This is a genomic window from Salmonella sp. SJTUF15581 (assembly GCF_043356775.1).
In the GTDB taxonomy this organism is placed as follows: Bacteria; Pseudomonadota; Gammaproteobacteria; order Enterobacterales; family Enterobacteriaceae; genus Salmonella; species Salmonella enterica.
In genome coordinates this window covers 16,037-32,415 of record NZ_JBEUJY010000003.1, presented here as the reverse complement: position 1 = coordinate 32,415, position 16,379 = coordinate 16,037, and the positions used below count along the sequence as shown (strand labels likewise).

Genomic DNA, 16,379 nt, shown 5'->3' with positions numbered 1-16,379 from the left:
AGCGTTATGCCTTTGCGTTAATGTTAAGAACAATACGGCCATCTCCTGCCTGGCAACGGCGGCAACTCCATACCATCTGGATCAAAGAGAGTACACCAGTGTGCATGTTCACCAACGGGCTTAACTTTAGCTGCTGGAACTCCTCCAGGCTTTTGGCCGTCTGCCATAGCCGATGCGGAGAAACCCGCCGCCAATAATGTAAAAAGCGAGATAGCAGCCATTTCTTTCAACTTTTTCATCATTCCCCCTACAGGAATAAGAGAATAAATAAATATCCTTCCCTCTCGCACCTCCTTTCACGGTAATAATAATGGTTTTTCTATTTTTAAAAGAAATAATGTAACATCGTTACCTGAAAATTTACTTTCGCCACCATTAATAACCATTGAAAATATCAACACATCGAATTATTGCCGCAATTAAATCGAGAATGATTTTTATTCCATAACATCAACACGTTTTATTTTTAAACAGTCTATTAGAGGAATTCTCATCGCTATGGTAAACTAACGCATCCGACTTTCAGGGCTGTAGTTCATCATGAATTTGCATCATAAAGCGCTCAGGCACTTTATCTCGGCAAGCGTCATCGTTTTGACATCGTCCTTCCTGATTTACGAACTTATTGCCAGCGACAGGGCAATGAATGCCTATATGCGTTATATCATGGAGAGAGCCGATTCGTCGTTTTTGTACGATAAGTATCAGAATCAGAGCATCGCCGCACATTTGATGCGAACTTTTGAAGCGCCGGGAGACCCCGTCACCGCAGAAAAACGCCGCGCTTTTTGCGACGCCTTTGAGGCTATTAACGGTACGCACGGCGTCAACCTGACCCGGCATAATTATCCGGCGCTACATGGTACCCTGCAAACCGCCGCTACACAGTGTACCGATAATCTTGATGACGCCCTTTTACTGCCTGCATTTGATCAGGCGGTAAGCATCAACCGTTCGCAGGACGACCACAGTCACGGGCTGGGCACACTGGAGCTTAAATTCCGTTATTACGTTGATTTAAATAAACATTATGTCTATTTCTATGATTTAATCAACTCACGGCGCTTCGCCATGCATCGTTGGACTTTTTTACAAAAAGGCACAATGGGTATTAACAGAAAAGATATAGATAAACTTTTTACCGGCCGTACGGTTATTTCCAGTATTTACATGGATGATATTACCCAGGAAAACGTCATGAGCTTTTTAACGCCAGTCTATCTGGCGGGAACGTTAAAAGGTATCGTGATGGTGGATGTTAACCAGGATAATTTAAAAAATATTTTTTATACCCAGGACCGTCCGCTGGTTTGGCGTTATCTTAACGTAACACTAAAGGATATGGACTCCGGAAAAGAAATTATTATTAATCAAAGCAAAAATAATCTGTTTCAATATGTGAATTATAGCCATGATATCCCTGGTGGGCTGCGCGTTTCGTTGTCCCTTGATTTTACCTATTTCCTTGTCTCGTCCTGGAAGGCGCTGGCCTTTTACTTACTGGCAACGGCGCTCCTGCTTAATATGGTACGGATGCACTTTCGGCTTTATCGCAACGTCACACGCGAAAATATTAGCGATGCCATGACCGGGCTTTACAACCGTAAAATATTAACACCGGAGCTGGAACAGCGACTGCAACGCCTGGTCAATGCCGGGACGCCGGTGACATTTGTCGCTATTGATTGCGATAGGTTAAAACTGATCAACGATACCCAGGGGCACCAGGAAGGCGACCGAATTATTACCCTGTTGGCGAAAGCGATTAAAACATCGATTCGTAAAAGCGATTACGCCATTCGCCTCGGCGGCGATGAGTTCTGTATTATTCTTGTTGATTACGCGGCGGATTTGGCTATCCATCTGCCGGAGCGTATTATTCGTAACCTGCAAATTATCGCACCGGATAAGACAGTCCATTTTTCTGCCGGGATTTATAATATGCAGCCCAATGATACGATTAATGATGCCTACCAGGCTTCCGATGCGCAGCTGTATCTGAACAAACAACAAAAACAACATCGTTCATCATAGTGCTTCGCAGTAAATGTTCATATTGCACCAGGAGTGAGAAATGGCCGAAATGACTGAAGTCGCGAAGGGTGTCGCTACACACCAACGTTTAGTGGCTTTATTAACCCAGGAGAACGCGCGCTATCGTGTGGTGAACCATGAAGCGGTAGGGAAATGCGAAGCGGTATCTGAAATACGCGGTACTGCGCTGGGCCAGGGCGCAAAAGCGCTGGTCTGTAAAGTCAAAGGCAACGGCGTCAACCAGCACGTTCTTGCTATTCTGGCGGCCGATCAGCAAGCCGACCTCTCTCAGCTTGCTTCACATCTGGGCGGCTTACGCGCTTCCCTTGCCAGCCCGGCGGAAGTCGATATGCTGACCGGCTGCGTTTTTGGCGCGATCCCGCCTTTCAGTTTTCACCCCAATCTGAAACTGGTCGCCGATCCGCTCCTGTTTGAGCGTTTCGATGAAATTGCCTTTAATGCCGGCCTGCTGGAAAAATCAGTCATTATGAATACACAGGACTATCTGCGCATCGCCCGACCAGAACTGGCAGTCTTCCGCCGCTTTCAGTCATCGCCAACGGCTTAGTCCCCTTCCCCTTCAAGGAGCAATACAGACACAACGATAATGATAAAAATGGCGAAAAACGACGCCGTAATCATCAGCGCTTCAAGAAACGGTGGATCGTACATAATTGTATCCTCAGGAAGACAACAATGACGGTTCACCTGTTAGCAATACGCGGCGTTGATGGCAATTTAATGACAACGCCGTTTTTCACGTAGAGATTGTCTTTCAGGCAGTTGCCTGAAATCCGCATCAATCGTTAAAAAGGCCTGTGCGCTTTGCCGTTTGGGCGTAAAGTAGTCAGGCTTACTTTTTGGCAAGGAAACCATAATGTTTGATGTCACTCTGCTGATCCTGCTCGGACTGGCAGCTCTGGGATTTATCAGCCACAACACCACTGTCGCCGTCTCAATTCTGGTGCTGATTATTGTCCGCGTAACCCCGTTGAATACCTTTTTTCCCTGGATTGAAAAACAGGGACTCACCGTCGGGATTATCATTCTGACCATCGGCGTAATGGCTCCCATCGCCAGCGGAACCCTACCGCCCTCCACATTGATCCACTCTTTTGTGAACTGGAAATCGCTGGTCGCGATTGCCGTCGGCGTTTTCGTCTCCTGGCTGGGCGGTCGCGGCATTACGCTGATGGGAAACCAACCGCAGCTCGTCGCCGGGCTGCTGGTCGGTACGGTACTTGGCGTCGCGCTGTTTCGCGGCGTGCCGGTCGGCCCACTGATTGCGGCGGGGCTGGTCTCTTTAATTGTGGGGAAGCAGTAACTCGCCCGTCAGATACTGGCCTGGCGTCTGCCCCAGGCCTTTTTTAAACATGGTAATGAATGCCGTGGTGGAATCATAACCCAGCATTTGCGCCGTCTGTTGTACATTACGTCCCGCGATCAGCGCTTGTAGCGCCAGAATTAATTGCAACTGATGACGCCAGCGACGAAAGCTTAGTCCCGTCTCTTTGACGACCAGCCGGGCAAGGTTACGCTCGCTCATCGCGAATACGCTGGCCCACTGCCCTAATGTATTCCATCGCGCGGGCTCCTGCGCCATTGTCTCAACCATTTGGCGGATTTTCGGATGCCCCGATACCGGTAATTGCAATTGTTCCTGCGGCTGCTGCGGCAGTTCATCAAACAACACCTGAATAAGGCGCTGCGTTGGCATTTGCGCTCTTTCGGAATCGGTTCTGCGCGCCAGCGACAAAATCAACTCCCGGCATAACGGCGAAATTTTCAGCGTGCAGCAACGCTCCGGCATGACGACCGCCGCAGGTTCAATAAATAAAAAGCACAGCTCCGCCCCTGCGGTCACATGATTACTGTGCGGCAGCGAGCCGGGGAGCCAGACGGCATACTGGGGCGGAACCATCCACATCGCATTTTCCACCTCACAGGTGATCGCGCCGTGCAGAGCGAGGATCAACTGTCCCTTGCGATGCTGATGGCGAGGGCTAAACAGTTCATCATCCCTGGCGCGAATACAAAAGGCCACAGCGGCATCGTGGTGAAGGTCGGGATCGTAACCGTCCAGTCTCAGGCCAATCATTATGTTGTCCGATTTTAGCGATAAATTGTCATTTTAGCTTGATTCATCCAAACAGTAAAAACTGTTAAGGTATCGCCTCGCCTGACGAGATGAGAAAACGATGACGACAGCCCTTTCACCACGCGGCAAACAGGGCGCTTTACTGATTGCCGGTATTTTGATGATAGCCACTACGCTGCGCGTAACATTTACCGGCGCTGCGCCGTTGCTGGAGACAATCCGTTCGGATTACGGTCTTTCCACCGCCCAGACGGGCCTGCTAACAACCTTGCCGCTTCTGGCGTTTGCACTGGTTTCGCCGCTGGCGGCCGGTATTGCCCGCCGGTTTGGGATGGAACGCAGTCTGTTTGCCGCAATGCTGCTGATTTGCGCGGGTATTGCTCTCCGCTCCCTGCCCTCCGCTGCATTGTTGTTTGCCGGAACTGCCATTATTGGGTGCGGGATAGCGCTGGGTAATGTGCTGCTCCCAGGATTGATTAAGCGCGATTTTTCACAACATGTCGCCAGGCTGACGGGCGCGTATTCATTGACGATGGGTGCCGCCGCCGCGTTGGGGTCTGCGCTGGTGGTTCCGCTGGCGTTGCACGGTTTTGGCTGGCGCGGCGCGCTGTTAATGCTGATGCTGTTTCCGCTGTTGGCGTTTCTTATCTGGTTGCCGCAGTGGCGCACTACCCGCTCAGCTAACCTGAGTAGCTCCCGGGCATTACATGAACGCGGTATCTGGCGTTCGCCTTTAGCCTGGCAAGTTACTCTGTTTCTTGGGCTTAACTCACTGATTTATTATGTGATTATCGGCTGGTTACCAACAATACTCATCAGCCACGGTTACAGCGAAGCACAGGCAGGATCGCTACATGGCCTGCTGCAACTGGCGACCGCGGCGCCTGGGTTAGCCATTCCGCTTATTTTGCCTCGCTTTAACGATCAACGCTGGATTGCCGCGCTGGTCTCACTCTTGTGCGCGGTGGGCGCGGCGGGGCTTTGGTTTGTGCCGGGCCAGGCTGTCATCTGGACGCTACTGTTCGGCTTCGGTTCAGGCGCGACGATGATCCTCGGCCTGACGTTTATCGGCCTGCGCGCCAGTTCGGCGCATCAGGCGGCGGCGCTTTCCGGCATGGCGCAGTCGGTCGGGTATTTACTGGCGGCATGTGGGCCGCCCGTCATGGGAAAACTTCATGATGCCAGCGGTAGCTGGTATCTGCCGCTATCGGGCGTAACGGTTCTGGCTATCATCATGGCGATTTTCGGCCTCTACGCCGGACGCGATCGAGAGATAGCGTCATAAATAAACCTGATACCCACTTGAATGCCTGATGACGCTTCGTTTATCAGGCCTGATCCATTAAAATCATTACCGCTATCCGACAAAAGTACCGTAAGCGACACCAACACAGGAGGGAAAAATGCGAATCCAGTGTAAGCGCGTCTATTTCCCGGCGGAAAAAGACGATGGTTATCGGGTATTGGTTGACAGGCTATGGCCGCGCGGCATTAAAAAAGCAGCGCTGGTCTATGATGAATGGAATAAGGCCATTACGCCCTCCACCGAATTGCGCAAAGCCTTTCATAGCGAACTGATTGATTTTAACCACTTCGCGCAGCAATACCGGGCAGAACTTGCGCAACAGCATCAAGAAGGCAAACGGCTGGCGGATATTGCCCGACACCAACCGCTAACGTTGCTATACGCCGCTAAAGATACTCGCCAGAACCATGCCATTGTGCTGGCAGAGTGGCTACGAGAGCTGTGATTGTCGTGCCGCCGCCTGGCCTGGTTGTCTGTCCGGGGACAACGGCATCAAATGTTCTTCCCGCACCCAGGCAAAACCGTGCTGACCATCGGCGGAGGCTACATCGCCCGTGACCAGCCACAGCGCCCGAGGCGCTTCTTTCGGCAGTAAGGTGACGTGTCCATTTACCGGGTTAATGAATTCATCTCCGGGTTGACACAGGCAAAATAGCTCAACCGATTTACCAATATTCTGCCGTCCGGCGGGTGTTTTAGCGCCAATAACTATTGCCAACGCGCCCGGCTTTAACTGAAACATATTTTCTTGCGCCGCATGAAACTCATTATCAGATTGTTCTTAATCATATCCTGTCGGACCGCAGGTTGTCACTTTTTCGTATCAGGGTGCTCTCTGCGCCATAATGTCCACTCATCAATGATTTCGCCATTGGGCAATTTGCAATCGGAACGCACGCCTTGTGGGGTCTGCACCGGCATCAGCGTACCGCCCTGTTGCTCACAGTAGACGGCTGCCGGATTAGGCATCCCAATACGCGGCGGCCTGGGGGCGTTGGGTTGCGACGATGAACAAGCGCTCAGCAGCAATACGCCTGGCAACGCAATCCACGTAAATTTCATAACGACTCCTTAAAGCGATATTTTGTCCAGGATAACCTGGCGGGTACGCTATTTCCATACTTTCTGTCAGCGCTTTAGCGGGTGTTTATCCCGGGTTAAGTCAGTAATAACCACGCCCTGTCACAAAGCAACCGACCTTTTGTCGCTGAGAAAACCCTGCTATTCTGGCGCCCCCTGAACAGTGAAGGTAATAGCATGAGAGTGGGTATCCTCTTCCCTGTCGTCATTTTCATTACGGCAATATTATTTTTGGCATGGTTTTTTATTGGCGGTTACGCCGCGCCAGGAGCATAACCATGAGGAAAACAATGATGGTGTTGATGGGCATCGCGCTAATTGCGGCGGCGGGTACCGAACTGGGCTGGTGGTAAATTCATTTTGAATAATAAAGGCTACCTGTCGTAGCCTTTATTATCTCTGAAAGTTCTGCGTTTAGCTTTTGATTTTTCTGTAGATTAACAGCACGACAATCGCGCCGATCACCGCGACTGCAAAGCTGCCGAAGTTGAAACCATCCACTTTGCCAAAGCCAAAGAACGTACTGATCCATCCTCCGACTACCGCACCAACGATCCCCAGAATGATCGTCATAAAGAATCCGCCGCCATCTTTACCTGGCATGATCCACTTAGCCAAAATACCCGCAATAAGTCCAAAAATAATCCATGAAAGAATGCCCATTTTTTCCTCACTTATGTCTTTACGTTAGCGGTTTATTTGCCGTTAAAAAGAATAGCACATCGTCAGGAAAGTGAAGTTTGTGATATCCATCACCTTTTAGCGTCGTGGATAAAAGCGCATAAATATCAGGGTTGCAATCATTAATGATAACGATTATCTTTATCAATACCGAGTGGTTGAGTTTATAACCCACCTGTTCGGTACGACATTGCTCACATTGCTTCCAGTATTATTTGCCCGCCTCACCGAGTGCGGGCTTTTTTTGCTAACCGCTATCTATCCCATGCCGAATTCATGGTCTTTTTCAGCCGCGCTATTTTGCGTGATACGGGGTCATCTCCAGCGCAGTACATTCATCCTGCTTGTCCTGCTGCATAAACCCCACGGTAACCATAAACAAACCGATCATAAATGGCACTTCATAAAGCTCTTCAATCAAATCTGTGTAACGAGCGTTATGCAGGAATATCGGCGACAACCACCGATGATGCTCGACAGTGTCGGAAATCAGATATGAACATGCCGTCACGGCAAAAAGCCACAATGGCAGAGGAACGTCCCGCAGACGACGAACAATCTCCTTACGTAGCCCGGCAGAAAACAGGACTGGCAATACCAACGCAGCAATTAATAGTACTGAAATCGTTCTGAACAGCATACGCGGCTCGTCAGGGAAATAGTCACGCCCCCAACTGGTGCTTCTACCCAACAGCACCACCCACCAGACAACAGCCCATAGCCAAAACTGCTTTGCCCCTTCGGGACGGGAAAGTGGCCGTATATACCAGGCGGTAAATAGCGCCCCAAACAGTAACCATAACGCTTGTCCGTTTTCAATCCATCGGACCACCACGCCGTTAAGCAAAGGCAATTGCCAGTCCGCCGTAAACGGGATGACCACAGCGGCAAGCGCAAGAGTAAGTGCTGACGAAGTTAATCGGGTATCGAGTTTCATGATCATAAGACTCTTCTGGTTTTTAATACCCAATCATAAGTTTTATGAATACGCTCTCATTAGCAAACAATGCGATATTCTTAATGTTTTCTTAATGTTTCTTTTCAACCCATGTCTGATGTAAATAAACAGCGCTTTTCAATACGCAAAAACCGCATCACGCTGGCGACGCGCGATGCGGCTTCTGATTTAAAAAATCATTTTATATCAAATAGATACTACAGCATCTTTACCAACCGCAAACGTCGTGTTCGTTTTCGGTATCGTAGGAACGCACGGTATTGACCAAATCCTTCACAACTTCTGCTGCAACTTCAGGTACCAGCAACGTCATCGGTGCTTCCGTTTCATAGTCCACAGAGACGCCGTTGCTATTATTCGTGACCGTGACGGTATAAGTAGCTTTTCCCATTATTATTCTCTCCCGGCATGAATGACTTTTCGTGAGGTCGCCCCTTCCATCAGTACTTCCGGCGCGACAAAAAAGTCGATGTTAAAATAGGTATCATCCGTCATGACCTCAATATTGTGCCACTTTTCCGGAGGAAACACGCCAAACTCGCCGGCATTGATCACCATGATCTCTTCCGGCTCAGAGCAATGTTCATCAGCGTATCCGAGATATTTGACCGCCCCCTGCATCACCGAGAGACGAGGATAAACGCCGGGTCGCGTTCCCTTATCAAGGTGGCGTTCGAAAATTCCGGCAGGCGCCGTCTCTTTGTTCCAGAAGGGCGTGGAACGTGTATGGATATGATTTTGTGGAATTTGCCGCATTTGCTTCCCTCTTCCCGCAGGTTACTCAGCGATAATCTCATCGCTGTCGTAAAAAGGTTACGCTCCAAAAACAGCATTTTAAATACCATTTATTGGTTACTATTTTGCTGTTTTCCACGCAATAAAACCGAAAGGAGAGCAATGACCCGCCGTTGTCGACGGGTCCAGGGGTTAAGACTGGAGCGTTGCCAGCCGGGCGGCAAATCCGACGAAAAGAAGGCCAATCAACGAATTGCCCACTTTTGCCAGTTTCTTTTTGGTACCAATATAGTGGGTTACAAAAGCGCCAGAAAGAATTAAAAAGCTCAGATAGCAAAAACTGACGATTTCAAGGGTGGTAGCCAAAATAAAAAATGACACCCCAGTATGCGGCGCAGTAACGTCAATAAATTGCACAAAAAAGGAAACATAAAAAAGTATGGCTTTAGGATTCGTCAGGCTAAGAATTAAAGCACGCTTAAAAATAGCGCCAAAAGGAACTACCGTTTCCGTCGCCGCACGCCCCTTTGAGGTCAGCGTAGCGTAAAGGATTTTTGCGCCAAGGTAGAGCAGATAAAACGCGCCGAGATAGCGAACAATGTTAAACAGAACCGGCGTTGTTTTGATCAGCGTCGCCACGCCCGCATACGCCAGAAACATTAATATCGCATCGCCGATAAACACGCCGCATGCGGCAAGATATCCTCCTTTAACCCCGCGTCCCACGCTGTTTTTAAGCACAAAAAGCGTATTCGGCCCCGGTACCAGAACGATAAAAATCGCCCCAACCAGGTACGTCCAATAATTCAGAACACCATACTCCGCGAACACATTAACCTCTTCCTGAAAACATTTACGCTTAGCTGCGAAACAGTATGCTAACGAATGCACCGGAAGATGGGAAGCGAAACCACGTCTCTCCAGGCCGCTATTCCGCCACGCTTATATCCACATCACCCAAAAACGTTCTTGTATCGCGCCCCCCGCAGGCAATCACCCGGTATTGGCCCACGTTTCCTCATGGGGAATTAACGCGCGCGTCGTACCAGAGATAGGGCTGCCAACACATCACTGATATCGCTCTCATTCAGATTCGGCGCATTAAACTTCGCTCTCAGCCACACCATATCCTCGTGGCTGAAAGCGCCGACCATCAAGCGCTGGCTGATAATGATCAACATTTGATTATCAAGTTGTCGAATACGTTGCCGGGTGACCGACAAGGTTTGTATCGGAAAGGAGGGTTCTGAGCCGGTTCGCCACTGCGCTAAATAGCGGTACTGTATCGCTTTACTGGCATCCATTAGCGAACGAATAAAAGGGGTTATCGAATGCGGGTCCAGACCGTTATTTTTCGCTTCTTCTTCAGCCTCGGCAAAAACATTTTGTTCACGTGTGAAATCCTCTATCGGCAGATGGTGCTTCATTTTATAAGCAGCCACATCTTTCATTAATAACATGCGTTCATTGAGCGCGGTTAAGAGCGCGCCAAGCGATACCGACGTTACCGAATCGGCAAAAGTGGTGCTGCACATCAATAAAGAACAAAGAAAAATGGCGATATGACGAATCATTAATCAACCTCCTTTTACGGAGGCCTGACAGTAATTTACCTTTATTAAGATAACATTAAGTAATTATTACGGATTGGTATTAATGCTTATTCGTTTAAACTGGAGTGATAAAAAGAACAGGCCGTTGATTCTACGGAATCTTCACCTTCACTTAAAGTGTATAAAATATACAACAAATCACACAAATGTGATGCGCATCACGTTTTTATGATTTTTTATTACGGTTTTATGATATAGGTCTAATTTTAATAGGTCACTAATTTCTCTCCCCCGCTCAGGGAGATCGGCTTCAATTTACATCGAATATGGTGAAATATGACTACCATTACACTAGTCAACGAACAAAATAGTACTGGCAATCCTTTTTCTGCACATATGTTATGTGAACAGCGAGCTATTCAGGAAATTACTTACGAACTATTGCAATCGCAGCAGCATGTCTCAAATAAGGATATCATCGCCAAACTTATTGAAAAACTGGAAACAGAAAAAGACGTAGTGCAGCTTGATATTTACCGTAATGCCTTAGAAGCCGTTTTGTTTCAGACACCTGACGACATCTAATATATACCCAAAATAATGCGAGTTGCTTAAAGGCGGCAAGGGAGTGAGTCCCCAGGAGCATAGATAACTATGTGACTGGGGTGAACGACAAATCTGCCGGGAGCAGATGTGAACGTCGCGAGCGACGGCCCGTCAGGGCGAGGCCCATGGATGGGCCGAGTAATCCGTAGCCAACACATAAGCAACTTGAAGTATGAAGGGTATAAACAAGGGAGGGGGTTACTCCTCCCCTGTTCGTTAATAATGCAGATGCCTCAACGTGCGGTGCCTGATTTTTCGTAGCCGTTTGCATGGATTTGCGGTGCAACATGCTGCATGCTTTCTGGCATCTCATGCTGCCGATATACGGCTGGCAGTAATGTTAAGCCTGAGCCATTTTTCACATGAAGACTAAATTTACCCGATTCTTTTAAAGCCTGAATAAGATTTTCCTGCGCGGGAGTTAATGTCTCATCATGCCACAGAACAATATGCTCGAAAGACGTTGATAAAAGATCGGGCATCGGCGCCTGCCAGGGGATGACTTCAACTCGCATACCTTCACTACAATATTTAATCGTTTCCAGCCATAGCTCAATGGGGTCGTTCAGCGAAAACGCAGCAATAAGCATTGTGCCTGCTGGCGCCTTTCGTACGCTACTTAGCTGGAACGTGGCGTATTCAATAATCGCAGTATCCAGTAATGCCTTTTCAAATCGGCGTGCATCATCATCGCCTGCGGACAACCACAGCCGTAAAGGACGCAGTATTGACTCAATGACGATACACGGCGGAATTTCCCGACCATAACGCCAGAGTAATTTTCGCAATTTGGCGGGTTCGAATTTTCTACACTGCGCTAAAATCTCTTCCTGGTAAAATAACCATCCCGAGCGGCAATGCGTTTCTTCACCATAGAGTGCAGGTTTAATCTCTTTTAATGAGAAGCCTTTGCTTAACGCGTCGATAATATGCTGTATTCTGATAGCATCTTCTATGCAATAAAAACGATTGCCAGCTTCATCCTTGGTAGGTTGAAGCAGGCCATAGCGTTCCCAGGACCTGATATTTGCTGTTGTGACACCACACTGCGCCGCCATTGCGCTAATACTAAAAGTAGCCATGCCTGTCTGGCCTCATGATGATGTAAGAAAGCATAGTGAACCTAAACGCCATCAGAAGCAAATCATTATTAAGCAATGACCTTACTATTTACACGGGAAATTACATTATCAACATTATTTATTGTAAGCCAGTGCATAAAGGCTTTAGAGACGGACAGTATTTGATAATCCAGAACTGTTCTACAACCTAATTTAGTCAGAACATGGTAGCGTACTGAGTAAATAGTTTTTAAATGTACATTTAGCTCACAGCTTATTTGTCGGATATCCATTCCTTTAACAAGCATCGCCAAAACATTTCTTTCATTCGCCGTTAATCTGACTTTCTCTGGCCTGGGAAAAAATTGACCAGCAGCGGCCAAAATCAGTAACTCACGCCACTCAGCAATAGAGGCATCGACCTTTATTCGATATATGGCATGATGTTCATCAATAAAGTTATATTCATTATGGGTAACAATTCCAATGAGTACCGTTTTAAATGCGGAAGTAATATACTGCTGTACGGTGTAGTAATCGTCGATATCAAAAATAATATAATTTACGTTACCAGCTATTATTGCGACGTCCTTAAATAAGGACTCCAGACCATAATTAAGAAACAGGTTTTCGCTCAATAGTCTTGTATCTGTCTTTAAAACAGATGATGCGGAACCAGTCATATCCACCTCAACAAAACGAGAGCCATGTGGAAATATCCATTCGATGGCCCGCATAAGATCATCTGCTTACTTCAGCGATGAGAACCTATTAAGTAGTAGTTGAGGAACGCCGTTTGCGCAACCTGACAGACGTCCTGGGGCATCTTATGTGAACTGCGTGGGGATGTGCGCTTTCGCAAAATCCACAAAGCGTACGACCGCAGGCAGCAAAATATGCCAGTCCTGTTGCTCCAGACCTAAATATTCACGCTGCGCCGCACGCAACGTGGCAGCATACTCTTCCGGCAACTGAGGTAACAGCCAGTCAGCCGCCGCATCCTTAGAGGTAAATCTCCCGGTAGAAAGGGTGTACCAGATACGCGCCAGGGTTAAAACGATATGATACTCATCTCCCTGCACATCTGCCGTGGATTGCCAAAGGTCGAGGGGATAACGCAAGGCCTTCAGCAACTGCGCCGCAGGGGCTGGCGTGAACAGCCGTTCCGCGCGTTCTCCCTTTAGCGGTATACTGGTTTCCAGAATCTGGGTTATCAATAACACAATGTCCCAGTCCTGTTGCGCTGGTTCATAAATCCCCTGATAAATGTCCTCTCTTAGCCACTCGCCAAATTGCATTTCCCGGGAAGGTGGAAAACACCAGGGAACCAGCTGCGAATAAAGCACGACAGTGACCTCCAGAGCGCGTTTTTCTGCCGACGCCCCCGGCGGCGATGAAAGCGCCAGCAATTCCTGCATCAGCGTTGCGCGTTGGGCCTCCGTCAGCGGCTGGCATATTGTCACCAGTAGATCAATGTCGCTGTTTGGCTTCAGACCGCCCGCGACAGCGGAACCATATAAATGAATAGCACGCAACGTATCGCCTGTGACACGAGTAATCAGGCGACATGCCGCTTCCGTTTGGCATTGAATCGAGGGCGGTATGGACAGCGTCATCGTTGCTCCGGGGGCGCAGGTATTTTTTATATTGGTTGCCAGAAATATGGCATAACGGCAGAAAAAAGCTCACTATTCATAGCGAGCTTTTAACATTGCAATCAGACTTAATGATGTAGCATTTCGTCAACGACCTCATTCGCCTTTAACTGATAAGGATAATAGGTAGGCCAGTTTTCCATCTCTTGCAACAATGCCTGCTGCGAGGTATTTCCCATAAAGATATGGAAGTGCGCCGATTTGCGCGGGGCAATGATATGATCGCTAAACTGAACATATTTAGGCGCTTTGCTATTCGCATCTTTACATTCGAACAGGTAGCGCACCCCTTTTTTACCCGATGCGTAAGTCAGAATTTTATAGCCGGCATAATTGTATTTACAGGATGCAACGTTATTGTCGCGATGGAATTCTATAACGCCATTTTCAATGCCAATAGTCTCAACATTCGTCGCGTATCCTTTGCGATAATACGCTTTAATATCCTCAAACGTTTTCTCCGGGTCTTTCTTCGCCTTTTGTCTGAAGACAGGGTCCAGCTCGCCGCTGACCAGGTAAGGATAGACGGATTGCCACATACCATCCCAGTCGGTGAGCGCGCGATCGCGTACATTGGCGTCATCAAACACACCCGCTGCCGCTTTTTGCTCAACCTCCGTCATCGGCGCGCCATGAGCATGATGACCATGCGCGAAGGCAGGACTATTTACCAACAGCATTCCCAGAAGCATTGTCAGTTTTTTTAAATGAATCACCAAAACGTTACCCTCATCTTTCTTAGAAAGATGATTGTTATATTATAACATTGCATTTATTTCAACAGAAACTCAGCGGCCACCGCGCAGGTGGCCTTTTTTGATATCAACTGGTCCGCCATCGAGGAATTGAACCCCGAACCTTAGAGGTAGAAGCTCTATGCTCTATCCGGTTGAGCTAATGGCGGAAGAAAAATTACGCGGCCATTTTAAGGCAGGCGTCTGCGCATTGGCTGCATGCCCGCGCGCAATTCTGGCAATGGTCGTGATCGTGCCTTGCACACTCTTCGGCGCAGGCTTTGCAGATATCCGCGCACAGGCGGCATAATTTTTGTGAGTACTCGCTTTCCAATGCCATAAATTGCGCCGCCAGGCGACAAATGGCCGCACATTGCATATCTAACTGGATGCAGTGCTTCATCATTTCGACGTTATCTTCACGCAGACAAGAAGAGGCGCAGATATCACACGCCGCCGCGCATTCATAACACTGCTCAATACACTCACGATGTTCTTGTTGCATAAATGACTCCTTATTTTATTAAGAGGAGTAGATAAGTCTGCACAGAAACGCCGGGATAGCCAAACGGCTACCCCTCTTTTTCATACTTTTTGAACAAAAGTGCTGAATAAAACAGCAATAGTAAAGCCGGAAATCGGCCTCCGTGATGTGACGTCTATACTGTAATGTTCATCTGCTTTTCATCGGAGGTAAAATGGAGTATTTAGCACGACTAAATATCGTTGCGATGCTGATGTCAACGACGTTCTGGATCAATCTGGCGGTCGTTTTTTTCGTCACCCTCATTACTTACTGGCTCATCAACTGGCTACTTAATGTGGTCTATAAAGCGCTACAACGCCCGGATAAAAAGGATGATGCTCATGGGCGGCTGCGGCCTATTGTTTTCGAGATGCTGAAAAAGACCAGTAAGATGCTCATCTTTTTTGCCGCATTTCTCTTTAGCCTGCGCTTTGTCGCCCTGCCCGACCGGTTATTCTCTACCCTCTCTCACGCCTGGTTTTTAGTGGTTGCGATTCAAATGGCGATTTGGCTTGATCAGGGCGTACAGTCATGGATGCGTCATTTACTGTATGCCCCAGGCTCCAATAAAAACCCGGTGACGTTAGTCATTCTTGGTATGATTTTGCGCGTGCTCGTCTGGTCTATGATGCTGCTCTCCATCCTGGCGAACGTCGGCGTGGATATTACCGCACTGGTAGCCAGCCTCGGCGTGGGCGGTATTGCTATTGCCCTGGCGGTACAAACCGTTCTGAGCGATGTCTTCGCTTCGCTGTCGATTGGTTTCGATAAGCCCTTCGAGATCGGCGATTTCGTCGTCTTTAATGATGTAGCCGGTACGATTGAACATATCGGTTTGAAAACCACTCGCATCCGTAGCCTCAGCGGCGAACAGATCGTTTGTGCGAACGCGCAGTTGTTGCAGCAAACCATACACAACTATAAGCGGATGCAAACGCGTCGTATCGTGTTTACTTTTGGCGTCGCCACTGCGACACCGCCGGAAAAGTTACGCCTCATCGGCGATATGGTGAAAAAGATTATTACCGATGTCGGCGAAACACAATTCGACCGCGCCCATCTACTGGCCTTTGGTCAGGATCGGCTGACCTATGAGGTGGTGCATATCGTCAATACCGCGGATTACAATAAATACATGGATATTCAGCAAGAGATAAATATCCGTATTATTGAAAAACTCATTGAGAATGATATCGAACTGGCGCTGCCAAGTCTGGTCGTCAGAGCCCCTGTACAGGTTGAAGAGACCAGGGACTACAGTAATACCGCTGATGCAAAAAACGCAGATAAACGCGTCATGCAGTAAAATCTCTGCCGACAATACCGGGAACCCATGGGCTCCCGGTGCGTTA

General features: G+C 48.3%; 24 protein-coding genes, 1 tRNA gene and 1 pseudogene. 9 read left to right on the top strand and 17 right to left on the bottom strand.

Features of this window, described 5'->3' with window-relative positions:
• Positions 1 to 23: 23 nt before the first annotated feature.
• A complete protein-coding gene (locus ABVN36_RS07005) occupies positions 24 to 242 on the bottom strand; it encodes a hypothetical protein (protein ID WP_000976277.1) in 219 nt (72 codons plus the stop codon).
• A 298-nt stretch (positions 243 to 540) separates the two neighbouring features.
• On the opposite strand from ABVN36_RS07005, the gene dgcJ reads away from it, so the two are divergent.
• Together dgcJ and ABVN36_RS06995 are read left to right on the top strand one after the other, a co-directional pair.
• On the top strand, positions 541 to 2,034 hold the full coding sequence (gene dgcJ / locus ABVN36_RS07000; protein ID WP_001048654.1) for a diguanylate cyclase DgcJ: 1,494 nt from the start codon (positions 541 to 543) through the stop codon (positions 2,032 to 2,034).
• A 49-nt stretch (positions 2,035 to 2,083) separates the two neighbouring features.
• Complete coding sequence (locus tag ABVN36_RS06995; protein ID WP_010989016.1) at positions 2,084 to 2,602, top strand: YbaK/prolyl-tRNA synthetase associated domain-containing protein; 519 nt, start codon at positions 2,084 to 2,086, stop codon at positions 2,600 to 2,602.
• Here the strand turns inward: ABVN36_RS06995 and yoaI are convergent.
• A complete protein-coding gene (yoaI, locus tag ABVN36_RS06990; protein WP_000272239.1) occupies positions 2,599 to 2,706 on the bottom strand; it encodes a small membrane protein YoaI in 108 nt (35 codons plus the stop codon). The genes ABVN36_RS06995 and yoaI overlap by 4 nt on opposite strands.
• Positions 2,707 to 2,911: 205 nt before the next feature.
• On the opposite strand from yoaI, the gene ABVN36_RS06985 reads away from it, so the two are divergent.
• Positions 2,912 to 3,358, top strand: a complete 447-nt coding sequence (locus ABVN36_RS06985; RefSeq protein ID WP_000460698.1) for a DUF441 domain-containing protein — start codon at positions 2,912 to 2,914, stop codon at positions 3,356 to 3,358.
• Here the strand turns inward: ABVN36_RS06985 and ABVN36_RS06980 are convergent.
• A complete protein-coding gene (locus tag ABVN36_RS06980) occupies positions 3,338 to 4,132 on the bottom strand; it encodes a helix-turn-helix transcriptional regulator (RefSeq protein WP_000579798.1) in 795 nt (264 codons plus the stop codon). The genes ABVN36_RS06985 and ABVN36_RS06980 overlap by 21 nt on opposite strands.
• A 100-nt stretch (positions 4,133 to 4,232) precedes the next feature.
• Between ABVN36_RS06980 and ABVN36_RS06975 the strand changes: the two genes are divergently transcribed.
• Together ABVN36_RS06975 and ABVN36_RS06970 are read left to right on the top strand one after the other, a co-directional pair.
• Positions 4,233 to 5,417 (top strand): CynX/NimT family MFS transporter, encoded by a 1,185-nt coding sequence (locus ABVN36_RS06975; protein ID WP_023138644.1) that lies wholly within the window; start codon positions 4,233 to 4,235, stop codon positions 5,415 to 5,417.
• Positions 5,418 to 5,535: 118 nt separating this feature from the next.
• Positions 5,536 to 5,883: a DUF488 domain-containing protein gene (locus tag ABVN36_RS06970; RefSeq protein WP_001222527.1), complete on the top strand. Its 348-nt coding sequence runs from the start codon at positions 5,536 to 5,538 to the stop codon at positions 5,881 to 5,883.
• On the opposite strand, the gene ABVN36_RS06965 is transcribed toward ABVN36_RS06970, so the two are convergent.
• Both ABVN36_RS06965 and ABVN36_RS06960 read right to left on the bottom strand, forming a co-directional pair.
• Positions 5,869 to 6,180, bottom strand: coding sequence for a hypothetical protein (locus ABVN36_RS06965; protein WP_023138643.1), 312 nt, complete (start codon positions 6,178 to 6,180; stop codon positions 5,869 to 5,871). The genes ABVN36_RS06970 and ABVN36_RS06965 overlap by 15 nt on opposite strands.
• A 68-nt stretch (positions 6,181 to 6,248) precedes the next feature.
• On the bottom strand, positions 6,249 to 6,500 hold the full coding sequence (locus ABVN36_RS06960; RefSeq protein WP_000673492.1) for a DUF333 domain-containing protein: 252 nt from the start codon (positions 6,498 to 6,500) through the stop codon (positions 6,249 to 6,251).
• A 195-nt stretch (positions 6,501 to 6,695) separates the two neighbouring features.
• Here ABVN36_RS06960 and ABVN36_RS06955 point away from each other — a divergent pair, with 195 nt between their 5' ends.
• The gene (locus ABVN36_RS06955) at positions 6,696 to 6,794 is read left to right on the top strand and encodes a YoaK family small membrane protein (protein ID WP_001589065.1); all 99 of its coding nucleotides are present in this window, start codon (positions 6,696 to 6,698) and stop codon (positions 6,792 to 6,794) included.
• A gap of 138 nt (positions 6,795 to 6,932) precedes the next feature.
• On the opposite strand, the gene ABVN36_RS06950 is transcribed toward ABVN36_RS06955, so the two are convergent.
• The 6 genes from ABVN36_RS06950 to ABVN36_RS06925 form a co-directional block, all read right to left on the bottom strand.
• Complete coding sequence (locus tag ABVN36_RS06950) at positions 6,933 to 7,181, bottom strand: GlsB/YeaQ/YmgE family stress response membrane protein (RefSeq protein ID WP_000512149.1); 249 nt, start codon at positions 7,179 to 7,181, stop codon at positions 6,933 to 6,935.
• Between the two features lie 313 nt (positions 7,182 to 7,494).
• Entirely contained in the window at positions 7,495 to 8,136 is a 642-nt protein-coding gene (locus tag ABVN36_RS06945) for a nitric oxide reductase (protein WP_023203468.1), read from the bottom strand.
• A 229-nt stretch (positions 8,137 to 8,365) separates the two neighbouring features.
• Complete coding sequence (locus ABVN36_RS06940) at positions 8,366 to 8,548, bottom strand: DUF1869 domain-containing protein (RefSeq protein ID WP_000513733.1); 183 nt, start codon at positions 8,546 to 8,548, stop codon at positions 8,366 to 8,368.
• Positions 8,549 to 8,550: 2 nt separating this feature from the next.
• Positions 8,551 to 8,913: a DUF1971 domain-containing protein YeaR gene (yeaR, locus tag ABVN36_RS06935; protein ID WP_001248993.1), complete on the bottom strand. Its 363-nt coding sequence runs from the start codon at positions 8,911 to 8,913 to the stop codon at positions 8,551 to 8,553.
• Between the two features lie 171 nt (positions 8,914 to 9,084).
• Positions 9,085 to 9,723: a leucine efflux protein LeuE gene (gene leuE / locus ABVN36_RS06930; RefSeq protein ID WP_000457190.1), complete on the bottom strand. Its 639-nt coding sequence runs from the start codon at positions 9,721 to 9,723 to the stop codon at positions 9,085 to 9,087.
• A gap of 197 nt (positions 9,724 to 9,920) precedes the next feature.
• Positions 9,921 to 10,466: a chorismate mutase gene (locus ABVN36_RS06925; RefSeq protein ID WP_000617988.1), complete on the bottom strand. Its 546-nt coding sequence runs from the start codon at positions 10,464 to 10,466 to the stop codon at positions 9,921 to 9,923.
• Between the two features lie 82 nt (positions 10,467 to 10,548).
• On the opposite strand from ABVN36_RS06925, the pseudogene ABVN36_RS06920 reads away from it, so the two are divergent.
• Positions 10,549 to 10,703: pseudogene (locus ABVN36_RS06920) on the top strand (hypothetical protein).
• Positions 10,704 to 10,781: 78 nt separating this feature from the next.
• Complete coding sequence (locus tag ABVN36_RS06915; protein WP_000208086.1) at positions 10,782 to 11,030, top strand: biofilm/acid-resistance regulator YmgB/AriR; 249 nt, start codon at positions 10,782 to 10,784, stop codon at positions 11,028 to 11,030.
• Between the two features lie 254 nt (positions 11,031 to 11,284).
• Here ABVN36_RS06915 and ABVN36_RS06910 read toward each other — a convergent pair whose 3' ends face one another.
• From ABVN36_RS06910 to ABVN36_RS06885, 6 genes are all read right to left on the bottom strand, one after another.
• Positions 11,285 to 12,133 (bottom strand): MerR family transcriptional regulator, encoded by an 849-nt coding sequence (locus tag ABVN36_RS06910; protein ID WP_000190263.1) that lies wholly within the window; start codon positions 12,131 to 12,133, stop codon positions 11,285 to 11,287.
• Between the two features lie 68 nt (positions 12,134 to 12,201).
• On the bottom strand, positions 12,202 to 12,795 hold the full coding sequence (locus ABVN36_RS06905) for a helix-turn-helix transcriptional regulator (protein ID WP_075321959.1): 594 nt from the start codon (positions 12,793 to 12,795) through the stop codon (positions 12,202 to 12,204).
• Positions 12,796 to 12,939: 144 nt separating this feature from the next.
• On the bottom strand, positions 12,940 to 13,728 hold the full coding sequence (gene aadA, locus ABVN36_RS06900; RefSeq protein WP_023138641.1) for a cryptic aminoglycoside nucleotidyltransferase ANT(3'')/ANT(9): 789 nt from the start codon (positions 13,726 to 13,728) through the stop codon (positions 12,940 to 12,942).
• Between the two features lie 107 nt (positions 13,729 to 13,835).
• Positions 13,836 to 14,483: a metal-binding protein ZinT gene (zinT, locus tag ABVN36_RS06895; protein WP_001537483.1), complete on the bottom strand. Its 648-nt coding sequence runs from the start codon at positions 14,481 to 14,483 to the stop codon at positions 13,836 to 13,838.
• A gap of 111 nt (positions 14,484 to 14,594) precedes the next feature.
• Positions 14,595 to 14,671, bottom strand: a tRNA-Arg gene (locus ABVN36_RS06890).
• 8 nt (positions 14,672 to 14,679) lie between these two features.
• A complete protein-coding gene (locus ABVN36_RS06885) occupies positions 14,680 to 15,006 on the bottom strand; it encodes a four-helix bundle copper-binding protein (RefSeq protein ID WP_001183699.1) in 327 nt (108 codons plus the stop codon).
• A 193-nt stretch (positions 15,007 to 15,199) separates the two neighbouring features.
• Between ABVN36_RS06885 and ABVN36_RS06880 the strand changes: the two genes are divergently transcribed.
• Positions 15,200 to 16,333: a mechanosensitive ion channel family protein gene (locus ABVN36_RS06880; protein WP_000456065.1), complete on the top strand. Its 1,134-nt coding sequence runs from the start codon at positions 15,200 to 15,202 to the stop codon at positions 16,331 to 16,333.
• Positions 16,334 to 16,379: the final 46 nt, after the last annotated feature.

Excerpts from the sequence above, each read along its gene's own strand:
- ABVN36_RS06970 (WP_001222527.1), top strand. The coding sequence starts at position 5,536 with ATGCGAATCCAGTGTAAGCGCGTCTATTTCCCGGCGGAAAAAGACGAT.
- ABVN36_RS06985 (WP_000460698.1), top strand. The coding sequence starts at position 2,912 with ATGTTTGATGTCACTCTGCTGATCCTGCTCGGACTGGCAGCTCTGGGA.
- ABVN36_RS06975 (WP_023138644.1), top strand. The coding sequence starts at position 4,233 with ATGACGACAGCCCTTTCACCACGCGGCAAACAGGGCGCTTTACTGATT.
- ABVN36_RS06880 (WP_000456065.1), top strand. The coding sequence starts at position 15,200 with ATGGAGTATTTAGCACGACTAAATATCGTTGCGATGCTGATGTCAACG.
- ABVN36_RS06980 (WP_000579798.1), bottom strand. The coding sequence starts at position 4,132 with ATGATTGGCCTGAGACTGGACGGTTACGATCCCGACCTTCACCACGAT.
- ABVN36_RS06885 (WP_001183699.1), bottom strand. The coding sequence starts at position 15,006 with ATGCAACAAGAACATCGTGAGTGTATTGAGCAGTGTTATGAATGCGCG.
- ABVN36_RS06995 (WP_010989016.1), top strand. The coding sequence starts at position 2,084 with ATGACTGAAGTCGCGAAGGGTGTCGCTACACACCAACGTTTAGTGGCT.
- ABVN36_RS07005 (WP_000976277.1), bottom strand. The coding sequence starts at position 242 with ATGATGAAAAAGTTGAAAGAAATGGCTGCTATCTCGCTTTTTACATTA.
- ABVN36_RS06925 (WP_000617988.1), bottom strand. The coding sequence starts at position 10,466 with ATGATTCGTCATATCGCCATTTTTCTTTGTTCTTTATTGATGTGCAGC.
- ABVN36_RS06945 (WP_023203468.1), bottom strand. The coding sequence starts at position 8,136 with ATGAAACTCGATACCCGATTAACTTCGTCAGCACTTACTCTTGCGCTT.
- ABVN36_RS06965 (WP_023138643.1), bottom strand. The coding sequence starts at position 6,180 with ATGTTTCAGTTAAAGCCGGGCGCGTTGGCAATAGTTATTGGCGCTAAA.
- ABVN36_RS06960 (WP_000673492.1), bottom strand. The coding sequence starts at position 6,500 with ATGAAATTTACGTGGATTGCGTTGCCAGGCGTATTGCTGCTGAGCGCT.
- yoaI (WP_000272239.1), bottom strand. The coding sequence starts at position 2,706 with ATGTACGATCCACCGTTTCTTGAAGCGCTGATGATTACGGCGTCGTTT.
- ABVN36_RS06940 (WP_000513733.1), bottom strand. The coding sequence starts at position 8,548 with ATGGGAAAAGCTACTTATACCGTCACGGTCACGAATAATAGCAACGGC.
- ABVN36_RS06910 (WP_000190263.1), bottom strand. The coding sequence starts at position 12,133 with ATGGCTACTTTTAGTATTAGCGCAATGGCGGCGCAGTGTGGTGTCACA.
- yeaR (WP_001248993.1), bottom strand. The coding sequence starts at position 8,913 with ATGCGGCAAATTCCACAAAATCATATCCATACACGTTCCACGCCCTTC.
- ABVN36_RS06950 (WP_000512149.1), bottom strand. The coding sequence starts at position 7,181 with ATGGGCATTCTTTCATGGATTATTTTTGGACTTATTGCGGGTATTTTG.
- aadA (WP_023138641.1), bottom strand. The coding sequence starts at position 13,728 with ATGACGCTGTCCATACCGCCCTCGATTCAATGCCAAACGGAAGCGGCA.
- ABVN36_RS06905 (WP_075321959.1), bottom strand. The coding sequence starts at position 12,795 with ATGACTGGTTCCGCATCATCTGTTTTAAAGACAGATACAAGACTATTG.
- dgcJ (WP_001048654.1), top strand. The coding sequence starts at position 541 with ATGAATTTGCATCATAAAGCGCTCAGGCACTTTATCTCGGCAAGCGTC.
- ABVN36_RS06955 (WP_001589065.1), top strand. The coding sequence starts at position 6,696 with ATGAGAGTGGGTATCCTCTTCCCTGTCGTCATTTTCATTACGGCAATA.
- ABVN36_RS06915 (WP_000208086.1), top strand. The coding sequence starts at position 10,782 with ATGACTACCATTACACTAGTCAACGAACAAAATAGTACTGGCAATCCT.